The following is a 19,651-nucleotide window of genomic DNA, read 5'->3' as shown; positions in this document are numbered from 1 at the left end:
GCCCGGTGGAGCGCCCCCGAGACCAGGCCGAGGAGGTCCTCCTCCGTGTGGCCGGGGGTGGGCGGCTCGTCGAGCCGGCGGAGTTGCTGGACCGCCGTGCTCGACGCGATGTCACCGCGGGCAGCCCCACCCACGCCGTCGCAGACCGTGAGCAGCCAGGGGCCGGCGTACCCGCTGTCCTGGTTGTCCTTGCGGACCCGCCCGACGTCGGACATCGCGGCGTACTCGAGTCGCAGGGCCGGGGCGGCCGTCGGGGTCATCTCGTCGGTCACTTGCGCAGTTCCAGAAGTGTCTTCCCGATCCGCACCTGGGTGCCGAGCGAGATGGCGGTCGGCTGGTTGATCCGGACACTGCCGATGTAGGTGCCGTTGGTCGAGCCGAGGTCCTCGACGAACCACTGGTCACCGGAGACGGCGATCCGCGCATGACGCGTGGAGACGTAGTCGTCGTCGAGCACGATCTGGGCGTCGGCACCGCGCCCGATGAGGATCGGCGCGGACTGGAGGGACACCGAGGTGCCGGCGCTGGGCCCGTCGACGACCACGACCTGTGTCGGGACGCCGCGCCTCGGCGCCTTGGTGGCCTTCTGCTTGCGCGGCGAGCGCTCCGCGGCCGCGTTGCGCGCGGCGTCGGGGACCCGCGCGCCGAACAGGTCGGAGCGGATCACCGAGATGGCGGCGAGGACGAAGATCCACAGGATCGCCAGGTAGGCGATCTTGATGAGGAAGAGGGTCAACTGGCTCATGCCGCCGCCTCCGTGGGCAGGAAGAGACGATATGGACGCGGTGGCATGACGGGTTCGATGTTCGCTCGCTTGCGCTCGCTCATGGCGACTCCTCCACCACGTGCACGGTGATCGTCGTCGTGCCGATGCGGACGCGGCTGCCGTCGTCGAGGAGGGCGCTGCCCATCTTCTGACCGTCGACCAGCATGCCGTTGGTGGAGCCGAGGTCGTGGACCTCGACCTGGAGTCCGCCGCGGTCGTCGGCGCGCATGCGGAACTCGACGTGGCGGCGGCTCACACCCGGGTCGTTGATCCGCAGATCGGCGTCGGTCCCGCGACCCACGACCAACGAGGCGTGCAGGGGGTGGCGGGTGCCGTTGATCTCGAGGTAGGCCCGCGCGCGGCGTACCTGGGTGTCCGACATCGACTCCCCGGTGACCGCCGCCTGGGCGCGGCTCTTGATCCGGAACCGGCCGGTGGTGAGGTCCTTCTTCTCCTCGAAGCCGATGCTGATCTTCCCCGGGAAGACGAAGCCCTGCTGGTCGGCGTGGTCCTGCAGTTGGCCGCGCAGTTCGTCGGCCAAGGCCGAGTCGTACGGCGCCAGCCGGGCCATGTCGGCCGGCGAGAGCTCCACGTGGAAGTCGTTGGGCGCCAGTCGCCGCTGTCGGCTCAGGATCTGGGCGTTGTTGTCGACCTCGCGCTGCAGCGCCGCTGCGATCTCGACCGGCTGCACCGCCGATCGGAAGGCGCGCGCGAACGCCCCGGAGATGAAGTCCTCCAGGCGCTGCTCGAACCGCTGCAGCCCACCCACGCGATCTCCTCTCCGTCTGCTGTCCGGTCGTGGCTCACTGTCGTGTCGGCGGCTGTCTCCTGCAGGGTCTTCGCACGCCGACGGCCCCGGCTGTTTCGACCGGGCTGCGAGCGATCGTATCGGGGGACCGTAGACGAGGCCTGGTCAGCGCGCCGTGCCCCGGGCCCCCGGTGCGCCCCGGTTTGGGGAACCCCGGCGCGCTGGGATAGCCTCAGCATGCTTCAAGCGCGAGTGGCGGAATAGGCAGACGCGCACGGTTCAGGTCCGTGTGCCCGAAAGGGCGTGGGGGTTCAACTCCCCCCTCGCGCACAGAGACCAGGGGAATTCCCCTGGTTCAAGGGCCGGGCGGTCAGCGAGAGCTGGCTGGCCCGGCCTTTGGCATTTCTGCGCCGCCGGCGGTCGGAGAACCGGTTGCTCATCTCGTTGACGTGGCTCACCACGCTGGAGACGGTCCCGTCTCCGCCGCCGCGCGCCCGGATCCCGCGGTCTCTTCGAACGGCAGCGCCAGCGTTGACACCGACACCCGAGACGGGGAGGACCTAGCCGCGACTTCGACGCCGTGTGCAGGGGCTGACGTCCCGGTCACGTCCCGGACCAATCAGGCCATGCCTCACGGTCTCGACTCTCACCTCCGCCGACGTCATCAGGTCGGCCGGATCACCCCGCCCGTCCGCCCGAACGACCCCAACCGCTCTCAACCCGTGAACCGGCTCGAGCGGCCAGAGCGCCCCGCTGGCCCGAGCGGGGTCTCGCTGGCCATCCCGGCCAGCTTGCTGCGCGCGCCAGACAGCCCACGTCCCGGCGACCTGAACAGCGACACCTGTTGCGCCGAGGACGTCGAGGCGGCTGGTCGGCGCCCGGAGACCGGCTCGCTTGCGTCAGTCACTTCGCTCCAACGTGCCCGCCGTGATGGTGTCGCGCGAATAGGAGCCTTCCCGGCGACCGACTCGCAGGGCCGACTCAACATCAAGACGCTGGCCAACCAGCTGGGCTGGGACCGGACGACAGCACTCGTCCTTGTCTTGACGCCCGACGGTGTCCTCGTCGAGAAGGGCGCGCGCACGACGCCCACACAGAGCATCGTCCGCATCGACAAGGACGGTCGCCTGCCCCTGCCGTCGAACGCGAAGGCGAAGCTCGACATCGGGACCCTGGCCGGGACGCCCGAGGCCGGATCGATGACCCAGGTGGCGGCGATCGCGGTGCCGCCACTCGGCCAGCTGCTGCTACTCCCCGCGAAGGATGCCCTCCAGATGCTCACCGGCGACTTCAGCGCCCTGGTCCCGGAGCAGCCGTCCAACGAGGACGACGGCGAGGACGAGGTGTCAGCCCCTCAGCGGCGGCGCTCGACGGTGCGGGCTCGTTTCGTCCCCGCGGCCGGCGGCTGAGAAACCGAGCCGCGGATTGACACGCACGGGCCGGCAGAAATTGAACTCAGAAAGTCGTGGTGATCAGTTGCACCGCCCCGAACAGGCCGGACGGTCCCCCAACGTCGCCGCCGGCTCGCACACGAGACCGGCACCCACCAAACAACGGAGATCAGCATGACCACCCATACGCAACGCACCAACGACATGACCACCGCCGGCCCCGCCGACACGACCAACAGCGCCGTCACCCCTGAGAACGGGCAGCTCAGTGATGCAGTCGCTGGCGCCCTCCACGCCGTCAAGGCTCTTCTCGACGCTGGACTGATCACGCCGCAGACCCTCGGACTCCATGGAGCGGCGGCAGTACCCGAAAGCCGCCCGGTAGGCGCCTATAGCCCCAGCACGGCGACTGATCGTGCCGCGCACGCCATGGTGCCTGGCGACCCGATTCGCATCCGAGACCTCGTCGAGAAGACCAAGGCCGGGCTGTCGGAGAGCACCCTGCGGACCTACGGCACCTACCTCACCTTTCTCTGCGACGGCTGGCCCGCCACCTCACCGGAGGACGAGAAGCTCTATTCCGGTCTTGGTGACCGCTGGGCCCATGAGGTGCTCGCCTCGGAACTCGAGTACGCACTGACCTTCATCGAGCAGCGCACCCTCCTGGGTGCCGAGTGGCGCAATTTGCGCCGCATGGCAGCCGGTCGCGTCAAGCGGGACACCACCGCCACCGGGGCAAAGTACAACGCTGTCGGTGCATGGCGACGCATGTACAAGATCGCCGTCAAGGACCGCCACCTGGCCAAGGGCTTCGACCCCTCGCAGGAGGTCGACAAGCCCGCACGCCTAGAAGGATCGCGTCGCCCGCTGCGCGCGGTCTGGATGGAGGATTTCTGGTCCTTCATCGCCGGCACCGGGAACGACCCCGAGCTCGACGTGATGCTGTGCAAGACCGTCATGATCACCGGTGCGCGCCGTGAGGGCCTGACCAACCTCGAGCTCGGATGGCTCGATACCGAGGAGTGCACGGTCCGCCTCGACGAGAAGTTCGGCAAGGTCGTTGACCAGCCGGCGCCTGACTGGTTCGTCCAGGAGCTGCGCGACTTCGCGATCGCCCGGGGCGCGCGCCGCGCCGATGACAAGGTCTTCAGGTACCGGCCCGGCCGGTCCGCTGACTGGATCCCGATCACCGACCGGCGCCTGGACTACATCTTCGACCGTCTTCAGGCCGCCTACGAGTGGGCCGACAAGCGACAGGTCACAGCCCATGTCCTGCGTCACCACGCCATCGCGCTCGTCGAGCGCGCAGCTTCCAAGAGCGTTGCCATCCGATTCGCCCGCCATGAGCCGGAAGACACTACAGACCGCTACGGTCGCGCCAGTGCCAAGGAGGTCGCGCAGACCGTCGTGCGCCTCTACGGAGGTGACCACCCGTGGATCCACCGCGACGATGAGCTTGCCTAGCCTGCTCGGAGAAAGATAAGCAAGGCCTACGCCTTGTTGATGCTGCGGCGAGGCGGTTCGATGGCCTCATGGGCATGGCCAAGCGACTACCAGCGGTTCCAGGCCGGGCACCTGTCCGCGCCCTTCCGCCGCCCCCGCGCACGAACAGCGGAAGACGGGGAGCCGATCCGACTATTCAACACCACGGCTGTCCTCGAGCCGCTCAGAGCGCTTCCCTCGGCGCCGGCCTAGGCCGCGGACGAACACGCTGGTTCTCTGCACCAGACCTCCGCATCAAGGGCCACCACCTTGGAACTGGTGGAAGCAGACTCCCATCTGATCTGGCACCCGCCGCTGCCACCGAGAATCACCCTCTACGACCTCGCCCAACTACCGATGCCTCCCCAGCGCGGCCGACTGCCGGCCCTCATCGGCCTCCTGGACAACCCACGAGCCCAACAACAAACCGGCGCCGTCATCGACCTCGGCGCCGGGCAAGGAAACCTGCTCGTCGTCGGCTCACCACAGACCGGGAAGTCCACCCTTCTGCGCACTCTCGTGCTCTCACTGGCTGCGACCTACACGCCGACAGAGGTGAGCGTCCACGCCATCGACTTCGGCGGCTCCCTACGAGGCATCGAGCAACTACCTCACGTCGGCACGGTGGCTCCGCGCACGGACAACGAGCGAGTCCGCGCCGTCTTGGGACACGCGCTGAGCACCATCGACGAACGTGAGCAACTCCTCCACGCCCACTCCGTCAGCGACATGGCTGAACTCCGGACCCTGCAGAAGGGCGCCAGCGGCGACGAACATAGCCAGAACACGCCCGGACTGGCAGACGTCGACACCAGCGACATGTTCGTACTGTTCGACGGCCGGTCGCTGATGCGTGAGCAGATGGACGATGCTGAGTCCCTGCTGGCCGAGATCGCCTCCCGCGGCCTCTCCTACGGCGTCCACGTCGTGGTTGCTGCCAACTCTCCGCACGACCTGCGTCCCCGGACCGCGAACTCCTTCGGGCAACGCATCGAATTGCGGGCTCGCCGACTCCTACGACTCGAACATCGACCGCAAGCTGATGGCACAGATCAAGCCGTCCGTTCCCGGACGGGCGTTGACCACCGAACATCTCATGATGCAGGTGGCACTGCCCCAACTTGTCCGCGGCGACGAGCACGCACAGACCGCCGACCTGTGGGCGATCTCGGTCCAGCGCGTCCGCGATGCATACCCACACACCACGGTGCCACCAGTGCGCCAGCTCCCGCAGAAGATCACCGTCCGCGACCTCCCCTACCGAGGCGCCCGGCCAACTGCCGATCGGCATCACCGGTGACCACCGCGCCGTGGTGCTCAACCTCGAGGGAGCCGATCCACACCTGATGGTCTTCGGCGACAACGAGAGCGGCAAGAGCGCCACCCTGCGCCTCCTCATCCAACAGGCCACACGCGGCCGCACCGGCGACCAGGTCGCCATCGCCGCGATCGACTATCGGCGCGCACACATGGATGACATCAGCGAGAGCCACGTCGTCGGCTACGCCACCACCAACGAGAACGCCAGCAAACTGGCCCAAGAGCTCCACGGTGAGCTGAGCAAGAGACTGCCTCCCGCTGATCTGCCCAGGCAGCGGCTTGTCGATCGTGACTGGTGGCGAGGACCGGAGCTGTACGTGGTGGTCGACGACTACGAGTTGGTTGCCACCCAGGCCGGCAACCCGCTGTCCCCACTGGCTCCGCTGCTGCCATACGCCCGAGACATCGGCCTCCACCTCATCGTAGCCCGACGCATGGGTGGCGCCGCCAGAGCCATCTTCGACCCCATCCTCCAGCCCCTCATCGAACTCGGTACCCCAACACTGCTTCACTCCGGAGACCGCGCCGAAGGACGATTCATCCACAGCACCGCTCCCCAATTCCTCCCGCCCGGACGAGCCCTGTACGTCGCTCGCGGTCGCATCGCTGTTCCGGTGCAGATCGCGATGCCCTGAGACGGGCCGATTCCGAACCACGGGCCAGCCGGAGATCCTCGCTACGACCGGAGCAGACAGCCTTTGCTGGCTGCCACGGCCTGGAAACCTGCGTGATGTCACGCCGTCGGCCGGGTTGTGGCTGCGGAAGTCGAGACGCTGATGCGCAGGCAGCAGAGACGACGCGGGGACTACTGGGCGGCGGATTAGCAACAGCGGCCAGCACAGGCAAGACCCCGTCTGGGCAGGCGCGTGCGCAAGCGCACGCCTAGGCAGAGATCATCGCAGTCACAGTCGCGGCAGACCCGTGTTCTTGCGCCGGACCGTCTTCAGGTCGTTGTCGACGTCCATCGAGGCATGATCGCGGTCGCGCGGGGATCTCGGTCCTGTTTGGCCTGAGCAGCGACAGGTGGACTGACGACCTTCACCATCGCACGTGCCGGCCCATCGACGACCCGGCCGATGGCAGCGGACGACTGTGCGCCAACGACACGTGTGCGCCGACGACACGACGGGTTACCTCGTCCCCCACCTGATCGAAAACGACCACCAGCGCACGGCCTGGAGGTTATGGTCCGCTGACCACCACCATGGTGATGACTTGAAGGAGTGCTGACATGCCGCTGTGGCTATCTTTCGCTTGCCTGCTCGTGGGGATCGCGCTCGCGGTCTGGCGGGTCGAAAGGCGCCTCTGGGCCATTCAGGAGGAGGCCGTGAAGCAGACGGTCTACCTGGAGACGATCTGCTCGATCGCCGAGGAAGAGAACGAGAGGACTCCCGCTAGGGGTTAGACCTGACCAGCACCGACGAGAGGTCCCGCTTGGCCACGTTGACCTCGACCAGGAGTTGGCGCCGGCCCAATCTGGGTCACCTCCAACAGGTTGGCGCTGCTGCAACTCGGCTGCGACGACGGTTCATGCGCTGCATCCAGCGCCAAGCTTCTGACCTCCACAACTCCAAACTGCACCTGCTTGCCAGGGCTCCCCGACGACGGACAAGTCAGTCAGGTGACGAACTATCCACATACCGCCGACCATCACGATTCCGCGCGACTAGCCGTTCCGCGCTTGCACACGATCGTCCAGTCCATGTCCTTGAGGAAGCCCAAGCCCTCCTCCACGGTGGTGCTGACCAGAATGAGGAAGCGGCGAGTCGCGGGCGAACGGCTCCGGCCGCCAGCCAATGGCCGAGAGTTGCAGAACCCATCCACTGGCTGCCGTGCCCACGTTGCGACGATGCAGCCTCATCTCGCTAGCACCCCGGTCCGCGCGACCGGACAGGCCGGACCCCGAATTGGGGCCCGGCCTTCTGTGTCTCTTGGGTGCTGGTCCGGCTGGTCGAGGGCGAGGAATGTCTTTTCCTCGGGGATCTCGGCCAACCGAGCGTCCAGGAAGGTCTCGAGCCGCCGCCGGCCGAGCGAGATCAGGAAGTACCGGTCCTCGGGCGCCGAGCAGAGCAGCACCGGTCGTCGGTACGATGGCAACCGGGGCGCCACCTCGACCAGCTCGTCGCCTCGCCAGCCCTGCGCGAAGGCGGCGATGTCTCGTCGTACGCCGGGGTCGGTCAGGTAGGCCGCCGCGATCCACGGCCGGCTCTCGTCGGCCGACAGCCGGCTGGGTACGAGACGGCCGAAGCCCAGGGTGTTGCGAAGGAGGGCGGACGACATCGGGCGGAGGGGCTCGCGCAGGAGCGCCGGGTGACGCGCGGCCCGCGCGCTCGGGACGAGCGACGCTCCGACCCAGGCGCAGTTCGCAACCGCGACCGGGCGCGACAAGACACGGCTGATCGCCAACCTGGACCGGCTCGAGGCCCTCGGTCTCGTCGCGCGCGCCCCGGACACCGCCGACCGCCGCAACCGGACCGTGTCGCTGACGAGAGCCGGGCGTACGACGCTCGCCCGCTGCCGCAGGGCGATCGATGCGATGGAGCAGGAGCTCTCTCGCCGGCGCACCCGCGACCCAGCGGGCCGGCTTCGAGACCGCGTTCGTGCGGTTGGTCCGCGAGACGACCGGGCCCGGTCCCGCGGGGGCGGGACCGGGACCTGAGTCGACTGGGTCGCCGCGAGGCGTCAGACGTCGAGGCCGAGGTACTTCGTCTCGAGGAACTCGTGGATCCCCTCGGAGCTGCCCTCGCGGCCGAGTCCGCTCTGCTTGACCCCGCCGAACGGGGCCGCCGGGTCGCTGAGGAGCGCTCGGTTGATCCCGACCATCCCCGACTCGAGCCGGCGGGCGACGCGGAGGGCGAGCGACTGCTCGCCGTACACGTAGGCGATGAGACCGAACTCGGTGGCGTTCGCCCACTCGACCGCGGTGTCGACGTCGTCGTAGGAGATCAAAGCCGCGACCGGCCCGAAGATCTCGTGCCGGGTGATGGTGCTGCCGTGCTCGACGCCCACGAGGACGGTCGGGTCGTAGAACGCGCCCATGTCGGACCCCTTGCCGCCGGTGCGGGTGGTCGCGCCCTCCTCCACCGCGGTGGAGACGAGCGAGGCGACCTTGTCGCGCTCGGCCAGCGACACCAGCGCGCCGAGACCGTGGGAGCGGTCCAGGCCGGAGCCGACACTCACCGCGGCCATTGCCTCGCTGAGCTTGGCGGCGAACTCCTCGTGGAGCGAGGAGTGCACGTAGAACCGGTTGGCGGCCGTGCAGGCCGAGCCGCCGTTGCGCATCTTGGCGACCATGGCGCCTTCGACCGCCGCGTCGACGTCGGCGCCCGGGAGGACGAGGAACGGTGCGTTGCCGCCGAGCTCCATCGAGGTGCTGATGACCTGGTCGGCGGCCTCGCGCAGCAGGATCCGGCCGACCTCGGTCGACCCGGTGAACGACAGCTTACGTACGGCGGGGTGGTGCAGCATCGCGTCCACGACCGGGCCGGTCTCGACCGGGGTAACCAGGTTGACCACCCCGTCGGGGACGCCTGCCCGCTGCAGCGCGTCGACGACGTACGCCGCCGTGAGGGGGGTCTCCATGGCCGGCTTCAGCACTGTGGTGCAGCCGGCGGCGAGGGCGGGCGCGAGCTTGCGGGTGGCCATGGCGGCCGGGTAGTTCCACGGGGTCACGAGCAGCGAGACGCCGATCGGCTCGTGGGAAACGACGATGCGCTTGTCGCCCCTCGGCGCGAGCCGGAAGTCGCCGCCGACCCGAGACGCCTCCTCGGAGAACCAGCGGAAGAACTCGATCGCGTAGTCGGCCTCACCGATCGCGTCGGCGTACGCCTTGCCGTTCTCGCGGATGATCAGCTCGGCCATCCACTCGCGCTCCTCGCGCAGCAGCTCGAACGCGGCGCGGAGGACCTCCGCGCGGTCGCGCGGGGACGTGTCGCGCCAGGCCGGGAAGGCAGCAGCGGCGACGTCGACCGCGCGTAGGGCGTCGGCCCGGCTCGCGACCGCGAACTCCGCGATCACCGAGCTGTCGCTCGGGTCGATCACCGGAAAGCGCTCCCCGGTCTCCCCGGGCACCCACGTGCCGCCGATGTGCAGGTCGGCGAGGATCTCCATGTCTTTCTCCGTCTCTCCAGGGTTCTCTTCGGCCGGCTCAGGCGAGCGGCCGCGGGGTGCGGCCCTCGACGGCGGCCGCGGCGATCTCGGTGACGAGCTCCCTGACCTCGACCCCGTCGGGGACCGGCGCGTTGTCGACGAGACGGCCGACCTCGAGGGTCAGGTCGACGACGCGCGGCAGGTCGGCCGCGGTGAGGCCGAGGTCGGCCAGCGTGGTCGGGATGCCGATGTCGGCCACCAGCGAGCGCAGGCCGTCGACGGCGGCGTCGGCTGTGGGCTCCAGACCCATCGCAGCGGCCAGCTCCGCGAGCTCGTGGTCGATCACCGGGCGCAGCGCGGCGACGACGTACGGCAGCAGCAGGCCGGTTCCGAGGCCGTGCGGCGTCTTCGTCATCGCGCCGACGGGATATTGGATCGCGTGGGACAGGTGGGTTCCACCGGTGCCGAACGCCATCCCGGCGAGGAGGCTGCCGCGGGCCATCGCCTCGCGCGCGGGGAGGTCGGCACCGTCGCTGACGGCCGTGCGCAGGGAGCCGTGGATCAGGCGCGCGGCCTCGAGAGAGAGGGGCGCGCTGAGCTCGTTGCGGCCGACGAAGACCCGGGCCGGCGCCGTCCAGCCCGCCGACCGGCGCCGGGCGGTGAACGACTCGACGGCATGGACGAGGGCGTCGATGCCGGAGTGCGCGGTGACCGCGGCCGGCGCGCCGACGGTGAGCTCGGGGTCGACGACGGCGAGGTGGGGGATCAGGTGGTGGTCGGAGACGCCGACCTTGAGCGCGCGACCGGGATCGGCGAGGACCGCGACGGGGGTCACCTCGGAACCGGTGCCGGCCGTGGTCGGCACGGCCACGAGAGGTACGACGGGCCCGGGCACCTGGTTCTCGCCGTAGTACTGCGACACGGGGCCGGGGTGGCGGACCAGCAGCGCGAGCAGCTTCGCCAGATCGAGAGAGCTGCCGCCGCCGAACCCGAGCACGACCTCGGGCGCGAAGTCGTTCGCGCGCGCCGCGCACGCCTCGACCTCGTGCAACGGGAGCTCGGAGGCGAACTCGGAGACGACCAGCACCTCGGCGCCGGCGGCCTCGAGCGCGGCGATCGCCTGCCGGAACGCGTCCGTGCCGGCGATGAACGGGTCCGCGCAGGCGAGCACGCGCCGGCCCAGTGCGGTCACGGCCGGAACGAGCCCGGCGACAGCCCCGGCGCCGAAGCGGATCTCGCCGGGCAGGCGGAGCAGGCCGAACGGGCTCGCGGCGGTGGACTCAGGCATGGTGGAGCTCCTCGCGGGTCTCGTGGAGCAGGCCCATGACCTCGCTCCACATCTTCGGGTGAAGGGGGATGCCGTGCTCGAGGAGCTCGGCGCGCAGCTGGCGGGACCGGTCGCCCGGGATGGTGACCGGCCGGGTGGGGTCGACGCTCTCGCCGCGAAGCTCGTCGAAGTAGGCCGCCAGCGGCTCCAGCGAACCGGTGAGGCCGAGCCGCTCGACGTCGAGCGCGACGAAGACGTCGCCCTTCGTCGAGGGGAGCGTCACGTCGAGGGTGCCGGTCTTGGCGGTGCCGAGGGCAGTGCCGGTGAGCGCCGCGACGAGCGCCTCGAGCGCGACTCCGAGCGCGTAGCCCTTCGGACCGCCGAACGGCGAGATCGCGCCGACGCTCGCCGCCGCCGGGTCGGTGGTCGCGGTGCCGGCGGCGTCCACGGCCCAGCCGAGCGGGATCTCCAGGCCCCGCTCCTTGTGGTCGAGGATCTTGCCCATCGACACCGACGCCGTCGACATGTCGAGCACCAGCGGCTCCGCGGCGCTCGGGACGGCGATCCCGATCGGGTTGGTGCCCACCATCGCCCGCGAGCCTCCCCACGGGTGCACGAGCGCCTCGCTCGTCGTCAGGGCGAGCCCGATCTGACCGCCGCCCGCGATCCGCTCGATGTACGGCGCCAGCATGCCCACGTGGTTGGCGTTGCGGATGGCCGCGAAGGCCATCCCGGTGGACGCGGCGCGCTCGGTCACGAGCTGGACGGCCTCTCCGGCGACGACGGCACCGAAGCCGGAGCGGCCGTCGACGGCGGCGAACGTCGGCGTGCACCAGTCCACCCCGACGCCGAGCCCGGTCGTGATCAGCCCGGCCCGGAAGCGTCCGACGAGGACCGCCAGGCGGCGTACGCCGTGGGAACTGTGGCCGTGCAGATCGCCCTCGAGGAGGAGCCTGGCCTGGATCTCGGCGTCCTCGGTGGTGACGCCTAGGTTGGTGAGGACCTCGGTGACGACGGCGAGATAGGTGGTGGGTTCGATGCGGAGTTCGTCGGTGGCAGTCACGTCTTCTCGTGTCTTTCCAGCGGGGTCGGCGCCCGCGTGCGAAGGCGCTGGGGACTCGGGCTTGTCGGACCGGATCGCGCCGCGGATCATGGTGGCCCCGAGCAAAGGAGCGCGTGATGCCTCGTCCCGCAGAGCAGGACGCTGTTTCGTCATTGAGCCGGGGCCTGGCCCTGCTGGAGCTGTTCTCGATGGACGAGAGCGAGCTGTCGATCAGCGAGATGGCGCGTCGCGCTCAGATCCCGAAGTCGACGACCCACCGGCTGGTGACCGATCTGCTCGAGTGGGGAGCCCTGGAGCGCGGCCGCGGCGGCGTACGCCTCGGGGTGCGGCTCTTCGAGCTCGGCAGCCTGGTCCCGGACCATGCCCGGCTGCGGGAGCTGGCGATCCCGTTCGCGCACTCGCTCAACCAGATCACCCAGCTGACCTCGAACCTCGCCGTGCGCGAGGGCAACGAGATCATCTACCTCGAGAAGATCAGCGCGCGCGACCTCCGCGTGCCCCACTCCCGGGTGGGCGGCCGGCTTCCCATGCATTGCACCGCGCTGGGGAAGGCGATCCTCGCCCACGCGCCGGTGCCGTTCATCGAGCGGGTGCTGTCCGAGCCGCTCGTCCGGCTCACGCCGGCGACGATCACCGAGCCCGAGGTGCTGCGGCGCGAGCTCCCGGAGATCCGGACGCGCGGCGTGGCGTACGACATCGAGGAGTCCCAGCTGGGGCTGTTCTGCGTCGGCGCGCCGATCTTCGCGCGGCAGGGCCAGGTCATCGGCGCGCTGTCGGTGACCGGCGCGACCTCGCTCGACCAGGCCCGCCGCTTCTCCGGCGCGGTGCACGCCGCCGCCAACGCGTTGTCCCACGCGTTGGGTGCGCCGTTGAGTCCGTCGACCCGCTATGCGGGACGACGCGTTGCAACTGTGACTGACATCTCTTAGATGGTTCCTGCGCTCGAACAGCTGCCGCGCCGACCAACTCGGGTGGCCTCAGCACGGCCGGCCGACGACGCTGCCCGACGTGCGTCCGCCGTGGGTACGACGGCCTCCGTGAGGCCGCCATCTGCCATAGCAAGGGAGCTATCGTGAGGTTTCTTCGACAGACCGGCGTCGTGGGCCTTGCCGCCGCGACGCTGGTCGCGCTGGCCGCCTGCGGATCAGGCGGCTCCGCCAGCGACTCGGCGCCGGCGACCGCGCCGTCCGACCTCGTCTCGAAGGCGAAGTCCGAGGGCCAGATCACGCTGTACGGCGACGCCAACCAGGACTCGCTGCAGAAGTGGACCCAGGGCTTCACCGACAAGTACGGCATCAAGGTCCAGGTGCTGCGGCTGGCCGGCAGCCAGCTCTTCCAGCGGTTCGCGCAGGAGGAGTCGGCCAAGCAGGCGCAGGCCGATGTCTTCAGCGTCACCGACTACGCGTCGCTGAAGCAGTCCGCCGACCAGGGCTGGCTGGCGAAGTACACCCCCAAGGACGCCGGCCTGCTGCCGGCCGACCTCGGCGAGGCGGGCTACTTCTACCCGCTGCAGAACACCTCCAACCAGACGGTGGTCTACAACACCGAGAAGCTCACGCCCGCCGAGATCCAGGAGGTCCGCAGCGACCCAGTGGCGGCCGTGCAGGACCCGAAGTTCAAGGGCCGCATCGGCGTCAACTACCCGCAGTCGTCGCAGCAGGCCGCAGCCATGTGGTACCAGTGGACCGACGGCAGCCAGAAGTCCAAGTACGGCTGGGACGCGATGAAGAAGATCGCCGCGAACAAGCCGGTCTTCGCGAGCTCGCCGGATCTGATCAACGACGTCATCTCGGGCGAGATCGCGGTCGGCGTTGGCATCACCGACAGCCTCGCCGCGCCCTCGGTCGCCCAGGGCGCGCCGATCCAGTGGGTCTACCCCGACCCGACGGTGACCTCCGCCTTCGGCGCCGGCGTCGTATCGAACGCGCCGCACCCCTACGCCGCGCGCCTCTTCCTGGAGTGGGCGACCACCCCGGAGGCGGACAACCTCTACTCGAAGATCACCCAGACGAAGCCGATCAACAAGCAGTCCAAGGACAGTCGCACGTTCCTGAAGGAGTCCTGGTACGCCGAGCCCAAGCAGGCCTGGGGCGACTTCATCACCGACAAGACGTTCCTGGACGCGACCGGCTCCTCGGGCGACTACTACGACACTTGGAACAAGGCTCTGGGCTACTCCGGATGAGCACCGACATCACCTCTGCGCAGCCCTCCGCCGCGCTCGCCGACCCCACCCCCGGGACCGCCCCACGCGGCCCGCGGGGTGGGCGCGGCGCCCGCCGTGGGGCCCAGGGACGACGTTGGCCGAGCGCCCTCTCGGTCGTCGTCCTGATCGTCCTGCTCGGTCTCATCGCCGGGCCGGTCGCGACCGTCTTCTTCGGCGCGTTCCAGAGCAAGGCGCCGGGCATGCCCAACAACGGCTTCTCCCTGGACGCGATCGAGAAGGTCTACGCGAGCACGGCCTACGTGAAGTCGTTGGTCGGGACCCTGCTGATGTCCCTCGCGGTGGCCGCCCTCTCGGTCGTCGTGGGCGCGGTCGCGGCCTGGGTGCTCGCGCGGACCGACGTACGCTGGCGCGGGCTGCTCGAGCTCGGCGTGATCATCCCGCTCTTCATGTCGCCGTTCGTCGGCGCCGTCGCCTGGTCGATGCTGGCCGCACCCCACTCCGGGATGATCAACGTCAACCTGCGCTGGATGCTGCACACCGACCGCACGTTCGTGAACATCACCTCGATCCCGGGGCTGACGTTCGTGCTGCTGCTCTACTACGTGCCCTACGCCTACCTGCTGGTCTCGGCCGCGCTGAAGAACGTGGACCCCTCGCTCGAGGAGGCGTCCTACATGAACGGCCGCGGCGTCATCGCCACGGCGCTCAAGGTGACGCTCCCGGTCGTCAGGCCGTCGCTGGCCGCCGCGTTCTTCTTCGTCGCCGTCCTCGCCACCGGTGTCTTCGCGGTGCCGCAGGTGCTGAACTTCAACTCGTTCTCACCGCTCGCGGTCGGCGTCTACCGCTCGATGACGGTCTTCCCGAGCAACCCGCCCGTCGGCGCCGCCATCGGCACGCTAATGTTCTGGTTCACCCTCGCCGGCATCTACTTCTACCGGCGCTCGATCCGCAACGGCCAGCGCTACGTCACCATCGGCGCGCGCGGGACCCGGCCGCGACTCGTCAGGCTGGGCTGGAAGAAGTGGCCCGTGATGGGCGCGTTCGGCCTCTACGGGCTGCTCGCCACCGTGCTGCCGTACGCCGCGCTCGCGCTGATGTCGCTGACGCCGTACTCCATCACCGACTTCCGCAAGATGTCGCTCGGGCTCGACAACTTCGTGTCGGTGGCGACCACGCCCGACGTCGTGCACTCGTTCGAGAACTCGCTCTGGCTCGGCGTTCTGGTCCCGACGATCGCGGTCGTGCTCGGCCTCGCGGTCGCCTACGTCGTCGTCCGTGAACGCGGTCGGCTCGGGGCGGTCGTCGACTACGTCTCGACGTTCCCCATCGCGGTCCCGGGCATCGTCTTCGCCACGGGGATCGTGTGGCTCTACGTTCGCACGCCGATGTACGCGACGCTCACCCTCCTGGTCATCGCGCTCGTCGGCGTCTACATGCCGCACGCGTCCCGCTTCGCCACCACCGGCCTGATGCAGATCGACCGGTCGCTCGAGGAGGCCGGCCGGATGTCCGGCGCCGGGAAGTTCCGGGTCATCAGGACGGTCAGCTTCCCGCTGGTGCGGCCGTCGCTGCTGTCGGCCTGGATCCTGCTCTTCGTCTTCTCGATGCGCGAGGTCAACGAGACCGTCGTGATCGCCGGGCCGAACTCCCGCCCGCTCTCCGTCCTGGCCTGGGACTACGTCCAGGCCGGGTCGCTGCGCGAGGCGGCCGTGGTCGGGCTCGTGCTCACGCTCGTGATGCTCGCGGGCGTGCTGATCGCGAGGTTCGTCCTCCGCGTGCGGCTCGACTCCTCCAACCTCTAGTCCCATCCACGCAGCAACAGAAAGCAGTAGGACAGATGACGACACAGGCGAGCCCCGAGGCCCAGCCGGGCGTCGCGGGCACCGCGGCGCGGACGCCGAGCGGCTCGGCGCTCTCCGTCGACGACCTCCGGATCAGGTACGGCGACGTCGAGGCCGTCAAGGGGATCTCGTTCTCCATCGAGCCGGGCGGCTTCCTCACCCTGCTCGGCCCCAGCGGCTGCGGCAAGAGCACGACGCTGCGCTGCATCGCCGGCCTCGAGCCGGCCGCGGGCGGCACCATCAAGGTGGGGGACCAGGTCGTGGCCGGCCCCGGCCGCGCCGTACCCCCGGAGAAGCGGGGGATCAACATGGTCTTCCAGTCGTACGCCGTCTGGCCCCACATGACGGTCGCGAAGAACGTCGGCTACGGCCTCAAGGGGCTCCCGAAGCAGGAGGTCGCCGACCGGGTGGAGGAGGTACTCGAGCTGGTGGGCCTGGCGTCGTACGCCCGCCGCTACGGCACCGAGCTGAGCGGCGGCCAGCAGCAGCGCGTCGCCCTCGCCCGCGCGATCGTGACCCGGCCGAAGGTGCTCCTCTTCGACGAGCCGCTGAGCAACCTCGACGCCGCGCTGCGCGAGCAGATGCGGGTCGAGCTGCTCGAGCTCCAGCGGACCGTCGGCATCACCAGCGTCTACGTGACCCACGACCAGACGGAGGCGATGTCGATGTCGGACCACGTGGTCCTGCTGCGCGACGGCGTCATCGAGCAGGCCGACGGGCCGCGCGAGCTCTACCGCCGGCCGCGGTCGGAGTTCGCCGCGAGGTTCGTTGGTCGGGCCGACATCCTGCCGGGCCGGCTCGACACGAGCCGGCGTCGCCTCGAGACCGCCACCGGCATCGCGGTCGTCGGCGCGGAGGCGGCCGGGGACGACGTACCCCTCGACGCCGCGTCCGCGGTATTCCGCTCCGAGAACGTCGTGGTCGGCGAGGCCGCCGAGCGCTGCGAGAACCGCTGGGACGGCACCGTCGAGCGGGTCGCGTTCCTCGGCAGCCACCTCGACGTCGCGCTCGAGGTCGGCGGCGCCTCGGTCCGCGCCGAGCTGCGGATCGACAGCGGCGTCGAGCCCGGCCAGCGGGTCGCCGTCGGCGTGCTCGCCGCCGACGTCCACTTCGTCCCCGCCGCCGGGCTCTGAGAATGCTGCGGATCAGCGGGGTCGAGGTCCTCCACGCGAGCGCCGGGGCGCGCTACTGGTCGTACGTCGCCGTGCGCACCGACGCGGGGCACACCGGCTGGGCCGAGATCAGCGACGGCGGTCTGTCGGGCATCGGGCTCGCCGGTGTCGTCGAGCGGCTCGGCGCCCTCCTCGTCGGTGAGGACGCCGCCGGCTGGCGGCGGGTCGAGCAGCTGCTCCGCTCCCGCGTGCGGGAGGCGGAGGAGGGACTCAATCGGAGGGCGACCGGCGCACTCGTCAACGCCTGCCTCGACGCGGCCGCGCGGGCCGAGGGTGCGAGCGTCGCCCAGCTGCTGGGCGGCGCGCTGCGCGAGGAGATCCCGCTCTACTGGTCGCACTGCGGGCTCGGCCGGATCAGGCTCGCCGAGGCCGGGCTCGCCGAGCCGTTGCGCACGCTCGACGACGTACGCGCGATGGGGGCGCAGGTGGCCGCCGCCGGCTATCGCGCGCTCAAGACCAACCTGATGCTGCTCGACGGCGATGCGGTCCGGCTCCGGCTGCCCGCGTGGGGCGGCCCGGGATGGCCTGCCGTCGAGCTCGACCGGGAGCTCGTCGCGGGCGTCGTCGACGTCGTCGCCGCGCTGCGCGAGGGGGCGGGGCCGGGCGTCGACGTGTTCCTTGACGCCAACTTCAACGTGAAGGGCGACGGCATCGAGAGACTGGCGCGCACGCTGGCCGACGCCGGCGTCGCCTGGCTCGAGGTGGACGCGGACGACGTCGGCGCGCTCGCCCGTGCCCGGAGCGTGCCCGGCATCCGCATCGCGTCCTGCGAGACGCTGTCCGGCCGACGCGCCTACCGCCGCGTCCTCGAGGCCGGCGCGGTCGACGTGCCGATCGTGGACGTCGCCTGGAACGGGCTGCTGGAGTCGCTGCGGATCGCCGACATCGCGGACGACTACGACCTCAACGTCGCGCCGCACAACTACGGCAGCCACCTGTTGACCCACATGAGCGCGCAGTACGCCGCCGTCGCACCCAACGTCGCGATCCTGGAGGTCGACGTCGACGCGGTGCCGTGGCGCGACGACCTGGTCACCCCGCCGGCGGTGAAGGACGGCACGCTGACGATCTCGACGGCGCCTGGCTGGGGCTGCGAGGTGGACGAGGATGCCCTGCGGGCACACCCCATGACGAACGGAGGAGCACGGTGACCGAGCCCGCCCGGACCCGCTCGGTCCCGGACATCACGGCGCTCGAGGCGTTCACGGTCACCGCGCAGTTCGACCGGCGGCCCGACCCGCTCGGGCTGGGCAGCGCGCTGCGGCGCGACGCCGTGCTGGTGAAGGTGACCTGTGACGACGGCACCGTCGGCTGGGGCGAGGCGTTCCACGGCCACGCCGGGACCGCCGTCGCGGAGATCGTCCGCACCACCATGCAGGAGGTGGTGCTCGGCCGACGGGTCAGCGACACGGTCGGCGTCAACCGCGAGACGAACGAGCGGTTCATCGCCTCGGCCGGGATGGCCGGCGGCTTCGCCCTCGCGCTGAGCGGCATCGACCTGGCCATGTGGGACGCCTACGGCAAGCATCTCGGCGTGCCGGTCCATCGGCTGCTCGGCAGCGAGACCCGCCATCTGGACGCGTATGCCGGCGGGTTCACCCTCGGCTACACCGAGCCGGCCCGGCTGGTCGAGTCCGTCCGGGCGCTCGTCGAGCGCGGCTTCACCGCCGTGAAGGTCCGGGTCGGCGACAGCCACGACCGCGACCTCGCCCGGTTGCGTGCCGTACGCACGGAGTTCGGGGAGTCGCTGCGGATCATGACCGACGCCAACCTCGGGCTGTCCTACGAGCTGGCGCGGCTCGCCCCGGCGGCCCGAGAGCTGGGCGTCGAGTGGCTCGAGGAGCCGTATCCGAAGACCCGGATCGAGGCGTTCCGGTCGCTGACCGCCCAGCGCTGGGTGCCGGTCGCGGCGGGGGAGACCCTCGCGGGGGCGGTGCAGTTCGGCGAGTGGATTTCGCGCGGCGCGCTCGACGTCGTCCAGCCCGACCTGAGCCGGGTCGGTGGCCTGACCGAGGCACTCCGGATCGCCGCGCTCGCCGGCGCGGCCGGGCTGCGGCTGGCGCCCCACATCTCGCACACCGTCATCAACCAAGCCGCCGCCGCACACCTGATCGCGGCGGCCGGCGGGTCGAACGCGATCTACGAGGCCGACGCGACGCTCGCCAACCCGCTGCGGGACGACCTGATCACCGGAGGCGTCACCGTCGAGGGCGGGGTCGCCGTCATCGCCGACGCTCCGGGCCTCGGCATCGAGGTGCGCGAGGATCTCCTGGCCGACTATCCCGGCCAGACCGGCTCGTCCTTCCCCCGGCCGGAGCGCCACCTGCCCGGCCACGACCGCTGAG

Annotated in this window: 17 protein-coding genes, 1 tRNA gene and 2 pseudogenes; 13 read left to right on the top strand and 7 right to left on the bottom strand. The window is 70.3% G+C overall.

Translation table 11 applies throughout. From position 1 onward, the window contains the following. The 3 genes from AB3X52_RS13520 to AB3X52_RS13510 form a co-directional block, all read right to left on the bottom strand. Positions 1-272 (bottom strand): PP2C family protein-serine/threonine phosphatase (locus AB3X52_RS13520; protein ID WP_367994612.1); only part of this gene is annotated, 272 nt, incomplete at its 3' end. Next, positions 269-745 (bottom strand): FHA domain-containing protein FhaB/FipA, encoded by a 477-nt coding sequence (locus AB3X52_RS13515; RefSeq protein ID WP_367994611.1) that lies wholly within the window; start codon positions 743-745, stop codon positions 269-271. The genes AB3X52_RS13515 and AB3X52_RS13520, both read right to left, overlap by 4 nt. A gap of 79 nt (positions 746-824) precedes the next feature. Further along, a complete protein-coding gene (locus tag AB3X52_RS13510; RefSeq protein WP_367994610.1) occupies positions 825-1,535 on the bottom strand; it encodes an FHA domain-containing protein in 711 nt (236 codons plus the stop codon). Positions 1,536-1,760: 225 nt separating this feature from the next. On the opposite strand from AB3X52_RS13510, the gene AB3X52_RS13505 reads away from it, so the two are divergent. From AB3X52_RS13505 to AB3X52_RS13480, 6 genes and pseudogenes are all read left to right on the top strand, one after another. Next, positions 1,761-1,844: transfer RNA gene (locus AB3X52_RS13505), tRNA-Leu, on the top strand. A gap of 461 nt (positions 1,845-2,305) precedes the next feature. Then, positions 2,306-2,923, top strand: a complete 618-nt coding sequence (locus AB3X52_RS13500; protein WP_367994609.1) for a hypothetical protein — start codon at positions 2,306-2,308, stop codon at positions 2,921-2,923. Between the two features lie 156 nt (positions 2,924-3,079). Beyond that, the gene (locus AB3X52_RS13495) at positions 3,080-4,369 is read left to right on the top strand and encodes a site-specific integrase (protein ID WP_367994608.1); all 1,290 of its coding nucleotides are present in this window, start codon (positions 3,080-3,082) and stop codon (positions 4,367-4,369) included. A 375-nt stretch (positions 4,370-4,744) separates the two neighbouring features. Beyond that, a pseudogene (locus AB3X52_RS13490) lies at positions 4,745-5,377 on the top strand (FtsK/SpoIIIE domain-containing protein); the annotation flags it as partial. Between the two features lie 52 nt (positions 5,378-5,429). Further along, complete coding sequence (locus AB3X52_RS13485; RefSeq protein ID WP_367994614.1) at positions 5,430-5,687, top strand: hypothetical protein; 258 nt, start codon at positions 5,430-5,432, stop codon at positions 5,685-5,687. Next, entirely contained in the window at positions 5,575-6,342 is a 768-nt protein-coding gene (locus tag AB3X52_RS13480) for an FtsK/SpoIIIE domain-containing protein (protein WP_367994607.1), read from the top strand. Before AB3X52_RS13485 ends, AB3X52_RS13480 begins: the two co-directional genes overlap by 113 nt. 1,222 nt (positions 6,343-7,564) lie before the next feature. On the opposite strand, the gene AB3X52_RS13475 is transcribed toward AB3X52_RS13480, so the two are convergent. Beyond that, positions 7,565-7,987: an alpha/beta fold hydrolase gene (locus AB3X52_RS13475; RefSeq protein ID WP_367994606.1), complete on the bottom strand. Its 423-nt coding sequence runs from the start codon at positions 7,985-7,987 to the stop codon at positions 7,565-7,567. 100 nt (positions 7,988-8,087) lie between these two features. Here AB3X52_RS13475 and AB3X52_RS13470 point away from each other — a divergent pair. Next, positions 8,088-8,366: pseudogene (locus AB3X52_RS13470) on the top strand (hypothetical protein); the annotation flags it as partial. Positions 8,367-8,389: 23 nt separating this feature from the next. Here AB3X52_RS13470 and AB3X52_RS13465 read toward each other — a convergent pair. Genes AB3X52_RS13465 through AB3X52_RS13455 form a run of 3 tightly spaced genes read right to left on the bottom strand, consistent with a single transcriptional unit; the run spans position 8,390 to position 12,126 of the window. Continuing rightward, the gene (locus AB3X52_RS13465; RefSeq protein WP_367994605.1) at positions 8,390-9,817 is read right to left on the bottom strand and encodes an NAD-dependent succinate-semialdehyde dehydrogenase; all 1,428 of its coding nucleotides are present in this window, start codon (positions 9,815-9,817) and stop codon (positions 8,390-8,392) included. Positions 9,818-9,854: 37 nt separating this feature from the next. Then, on the bottom strand, positions 9,855-11,084 hold the full coding sequence (locus AB3X52_RS13460; RefSeq protein WP_367994604.1) for an iron-containing alcohol dehydrogenase: 1,230 nt from the start codon (positions 11,082-11,084) through the stop codon (positions 9,855-9,857). Beyond that, a complete protein-coding gene (locus AB3X52_RS13455) occupies positions 11,077-12,126 on the bottom strand; it encodes an Ldh family oxidoreductase (protein ID WP_367994603.1) in 1,050 nt (349 codons plus the stop codon). Before AB3X52_RS13455 ends, AB3X52_RS13460 begins: the two co-directional genes overlap by 8 nt. A gap of 116 nt (positions 12,127-12,242) precedes the next feature. Between AB3X52_RS13455 and AB3X52_RS13450 the strand changes: the two genes are divergently transcribed. The 6 genes from AB3X52_RS13450 to AB3X52_RS13425 all read left to right on the top strand — a co-directional run bounded on the left by AB3X52_RS13450 (position 12,243) and on the right by AB3X52_RS13425 (position 19,650). Next, complete coding sequence (locus AB3X52_RS13450; protein WP_367994602.1) at positions 12,243-13,055, top strand: IclR family transcriptional regulator; 813 nt, start codon at positions 12,243-12,245, stop codon at positions 13,053-13,055. Between the two features lie 143 nt (positions 13,056-13,198). Beyond that, on the top strand, positions 13,199-14,311 hold the full coding sequence (locus AB3X52_RS13445; protein ID WP_367994601.1) for an ABC transporter substrate-binding protein: 1,113 nt from the start codon (positions 13,199-13,201) through the stop codon (positions 14,309-14,311). Next, entirely contained in the window at positions 14,308-16,095 is a 1,788-nt protein-coding gene (locus AB3X52_RS13440) for an ABC transporter permease (protein WP_367994600.1), read from the top strand. The genes AB3X52_RS13445 and AB3X52_RS13440 overlap by 4 nt, the downstream gene beginning before the upstream one ends. A 35-nt stretch (positions 16,096-16,130) precedes the next feature. Next, entirely contained in the window at positions 16,131-17,267 is a 1,137-nt protein-coding gene (locus AB3X52_RS13435; protein WP_367994599.1) for an ABC transporter ATP-binding protein, read from the top strand. Between the two features lie 2 nt (positions 17,268-17,269). Further along, on the top strand, positions 17,270-18,457 hold the full coding sequence (locus AB3X52_RS13430; RefSeq protein WP_367994598.1) for a mandelate racemase/muconate lactonizing enzyme family protein: 1,188 nt from the start codon (positions 17,270-17,272) through the stop codon (positions 18,455-18,457). Beyond that, complete coding sequence (locus tag AB3X52_RS13425; protein WP_367994597.1) at positions 18,454-19,650, top strand: mandelate racemase/muconate lactonizing enzyme family protein; 1,197 nt, start codon at positions 18,454-18,456, stop codon at positions 19,648-19,650. The genes AB3X52_RS13430 and AB3X52_RS13425 overlap by 4 nt, the downstream gene beginning before the upstream one ends. Position 19,651: the final 1 nt, after the last annotated feature.

It is taken from the genome of Nocardioides eburneus (genome assembly GCF_040838215.1).
GTDB classification, from domain to species: domain Bacteria; phylum Actinomycetota; class Actinomycetes; order Propionibacteriales; family Nocardioidaceae; genus Nocardioides; species Nocardioides eburneus.
The sequence above is the reverse complement of the archived record's forward strand: the minus strand, read 5'-3'. Positions and strand labels throughout refer to the sequence as shown.

Bases quoted from the DNA above. Each gene is read 5' to 3' on its own strand.
- AB3X52_RS13515 (WP_367994611.1), bottom strand. From the start codon at position 745: ATGAGCCAGTTGACCCTCTTCCTCATCAAGATCGCCTACCTGGCGATC.
- AB3X52_RS13495 (WP_367994608.1), top strand. From the start codon at position 3,080: ATGACCACCCATACGCAACGCACCAACGACATGACCACCGCCGGCCCC.
- AB3X52_RS13485 (WP_367994614.1), top strand. From the start codon at position 5,430: ATGGCACAGATCAAGCCGTCCGTTCCCGGACGGGCGTTGACCACCGAA.
- AB3X52_RS13480 (WP_367994607.1), top strand. From the start codon at position 5,575: ATGCATACCCACACACCACGGTGCCACCAGTGCGCCAGCTCCCGCAGA.
- AB3X52_RS13475 (WP_367994606.1), bottom strand. From the start codon at position 7,987: ATGTCGTCCGCCCTCCTTCGCAACACCCTGGGCTTCGGCCGTCTCGTA.
- AB3X52_RS13465 (WP_367994605.1), bottom strand. From the start codon at position 9,817: ATGGAGATCCTCGCCGACCTGCACATCGGCGGCACGTGGGTGCCCGGG.
- AB3X52_RS13460 (WP_367994604.1), bottom strand. From the start codon at position 11,084: ATGCCTGAGTCCACCGCCGCGAGCCCGTTCGGCCTGCTCCGCCTGCCC.
- AB3X52_RS13450 (WP_367994602.1), top strand. From the start codon at position 12,243: ATGCCTCGTCCCGCAGAGCAGGACGCTGTTTCGTCATTGAGCCGGGGC.
- AB3X52_RS13440 (WP_367994600.1), top strand. From the start codon at position 14,308: ATGAGCACCGACATCACCTCTGCGCAGCCCTCCGCCGCGCTCGCCGAC.
- AB3X52_RS13435 (WP_367994599.1), top strand. From the start codon at position 16,131: ATGACGACACAGGCGAGCCCCGAGGCCCAGCCGGGCGTCGCGGGCACC.
- AB3X52_RS13430 (WP_367994598.1), top strand. From the start codon at position 17,270: ATGCTGCGGATCAGCGGGGTCGAGGTCCTCCACGCGAGCGCCGGGGCG.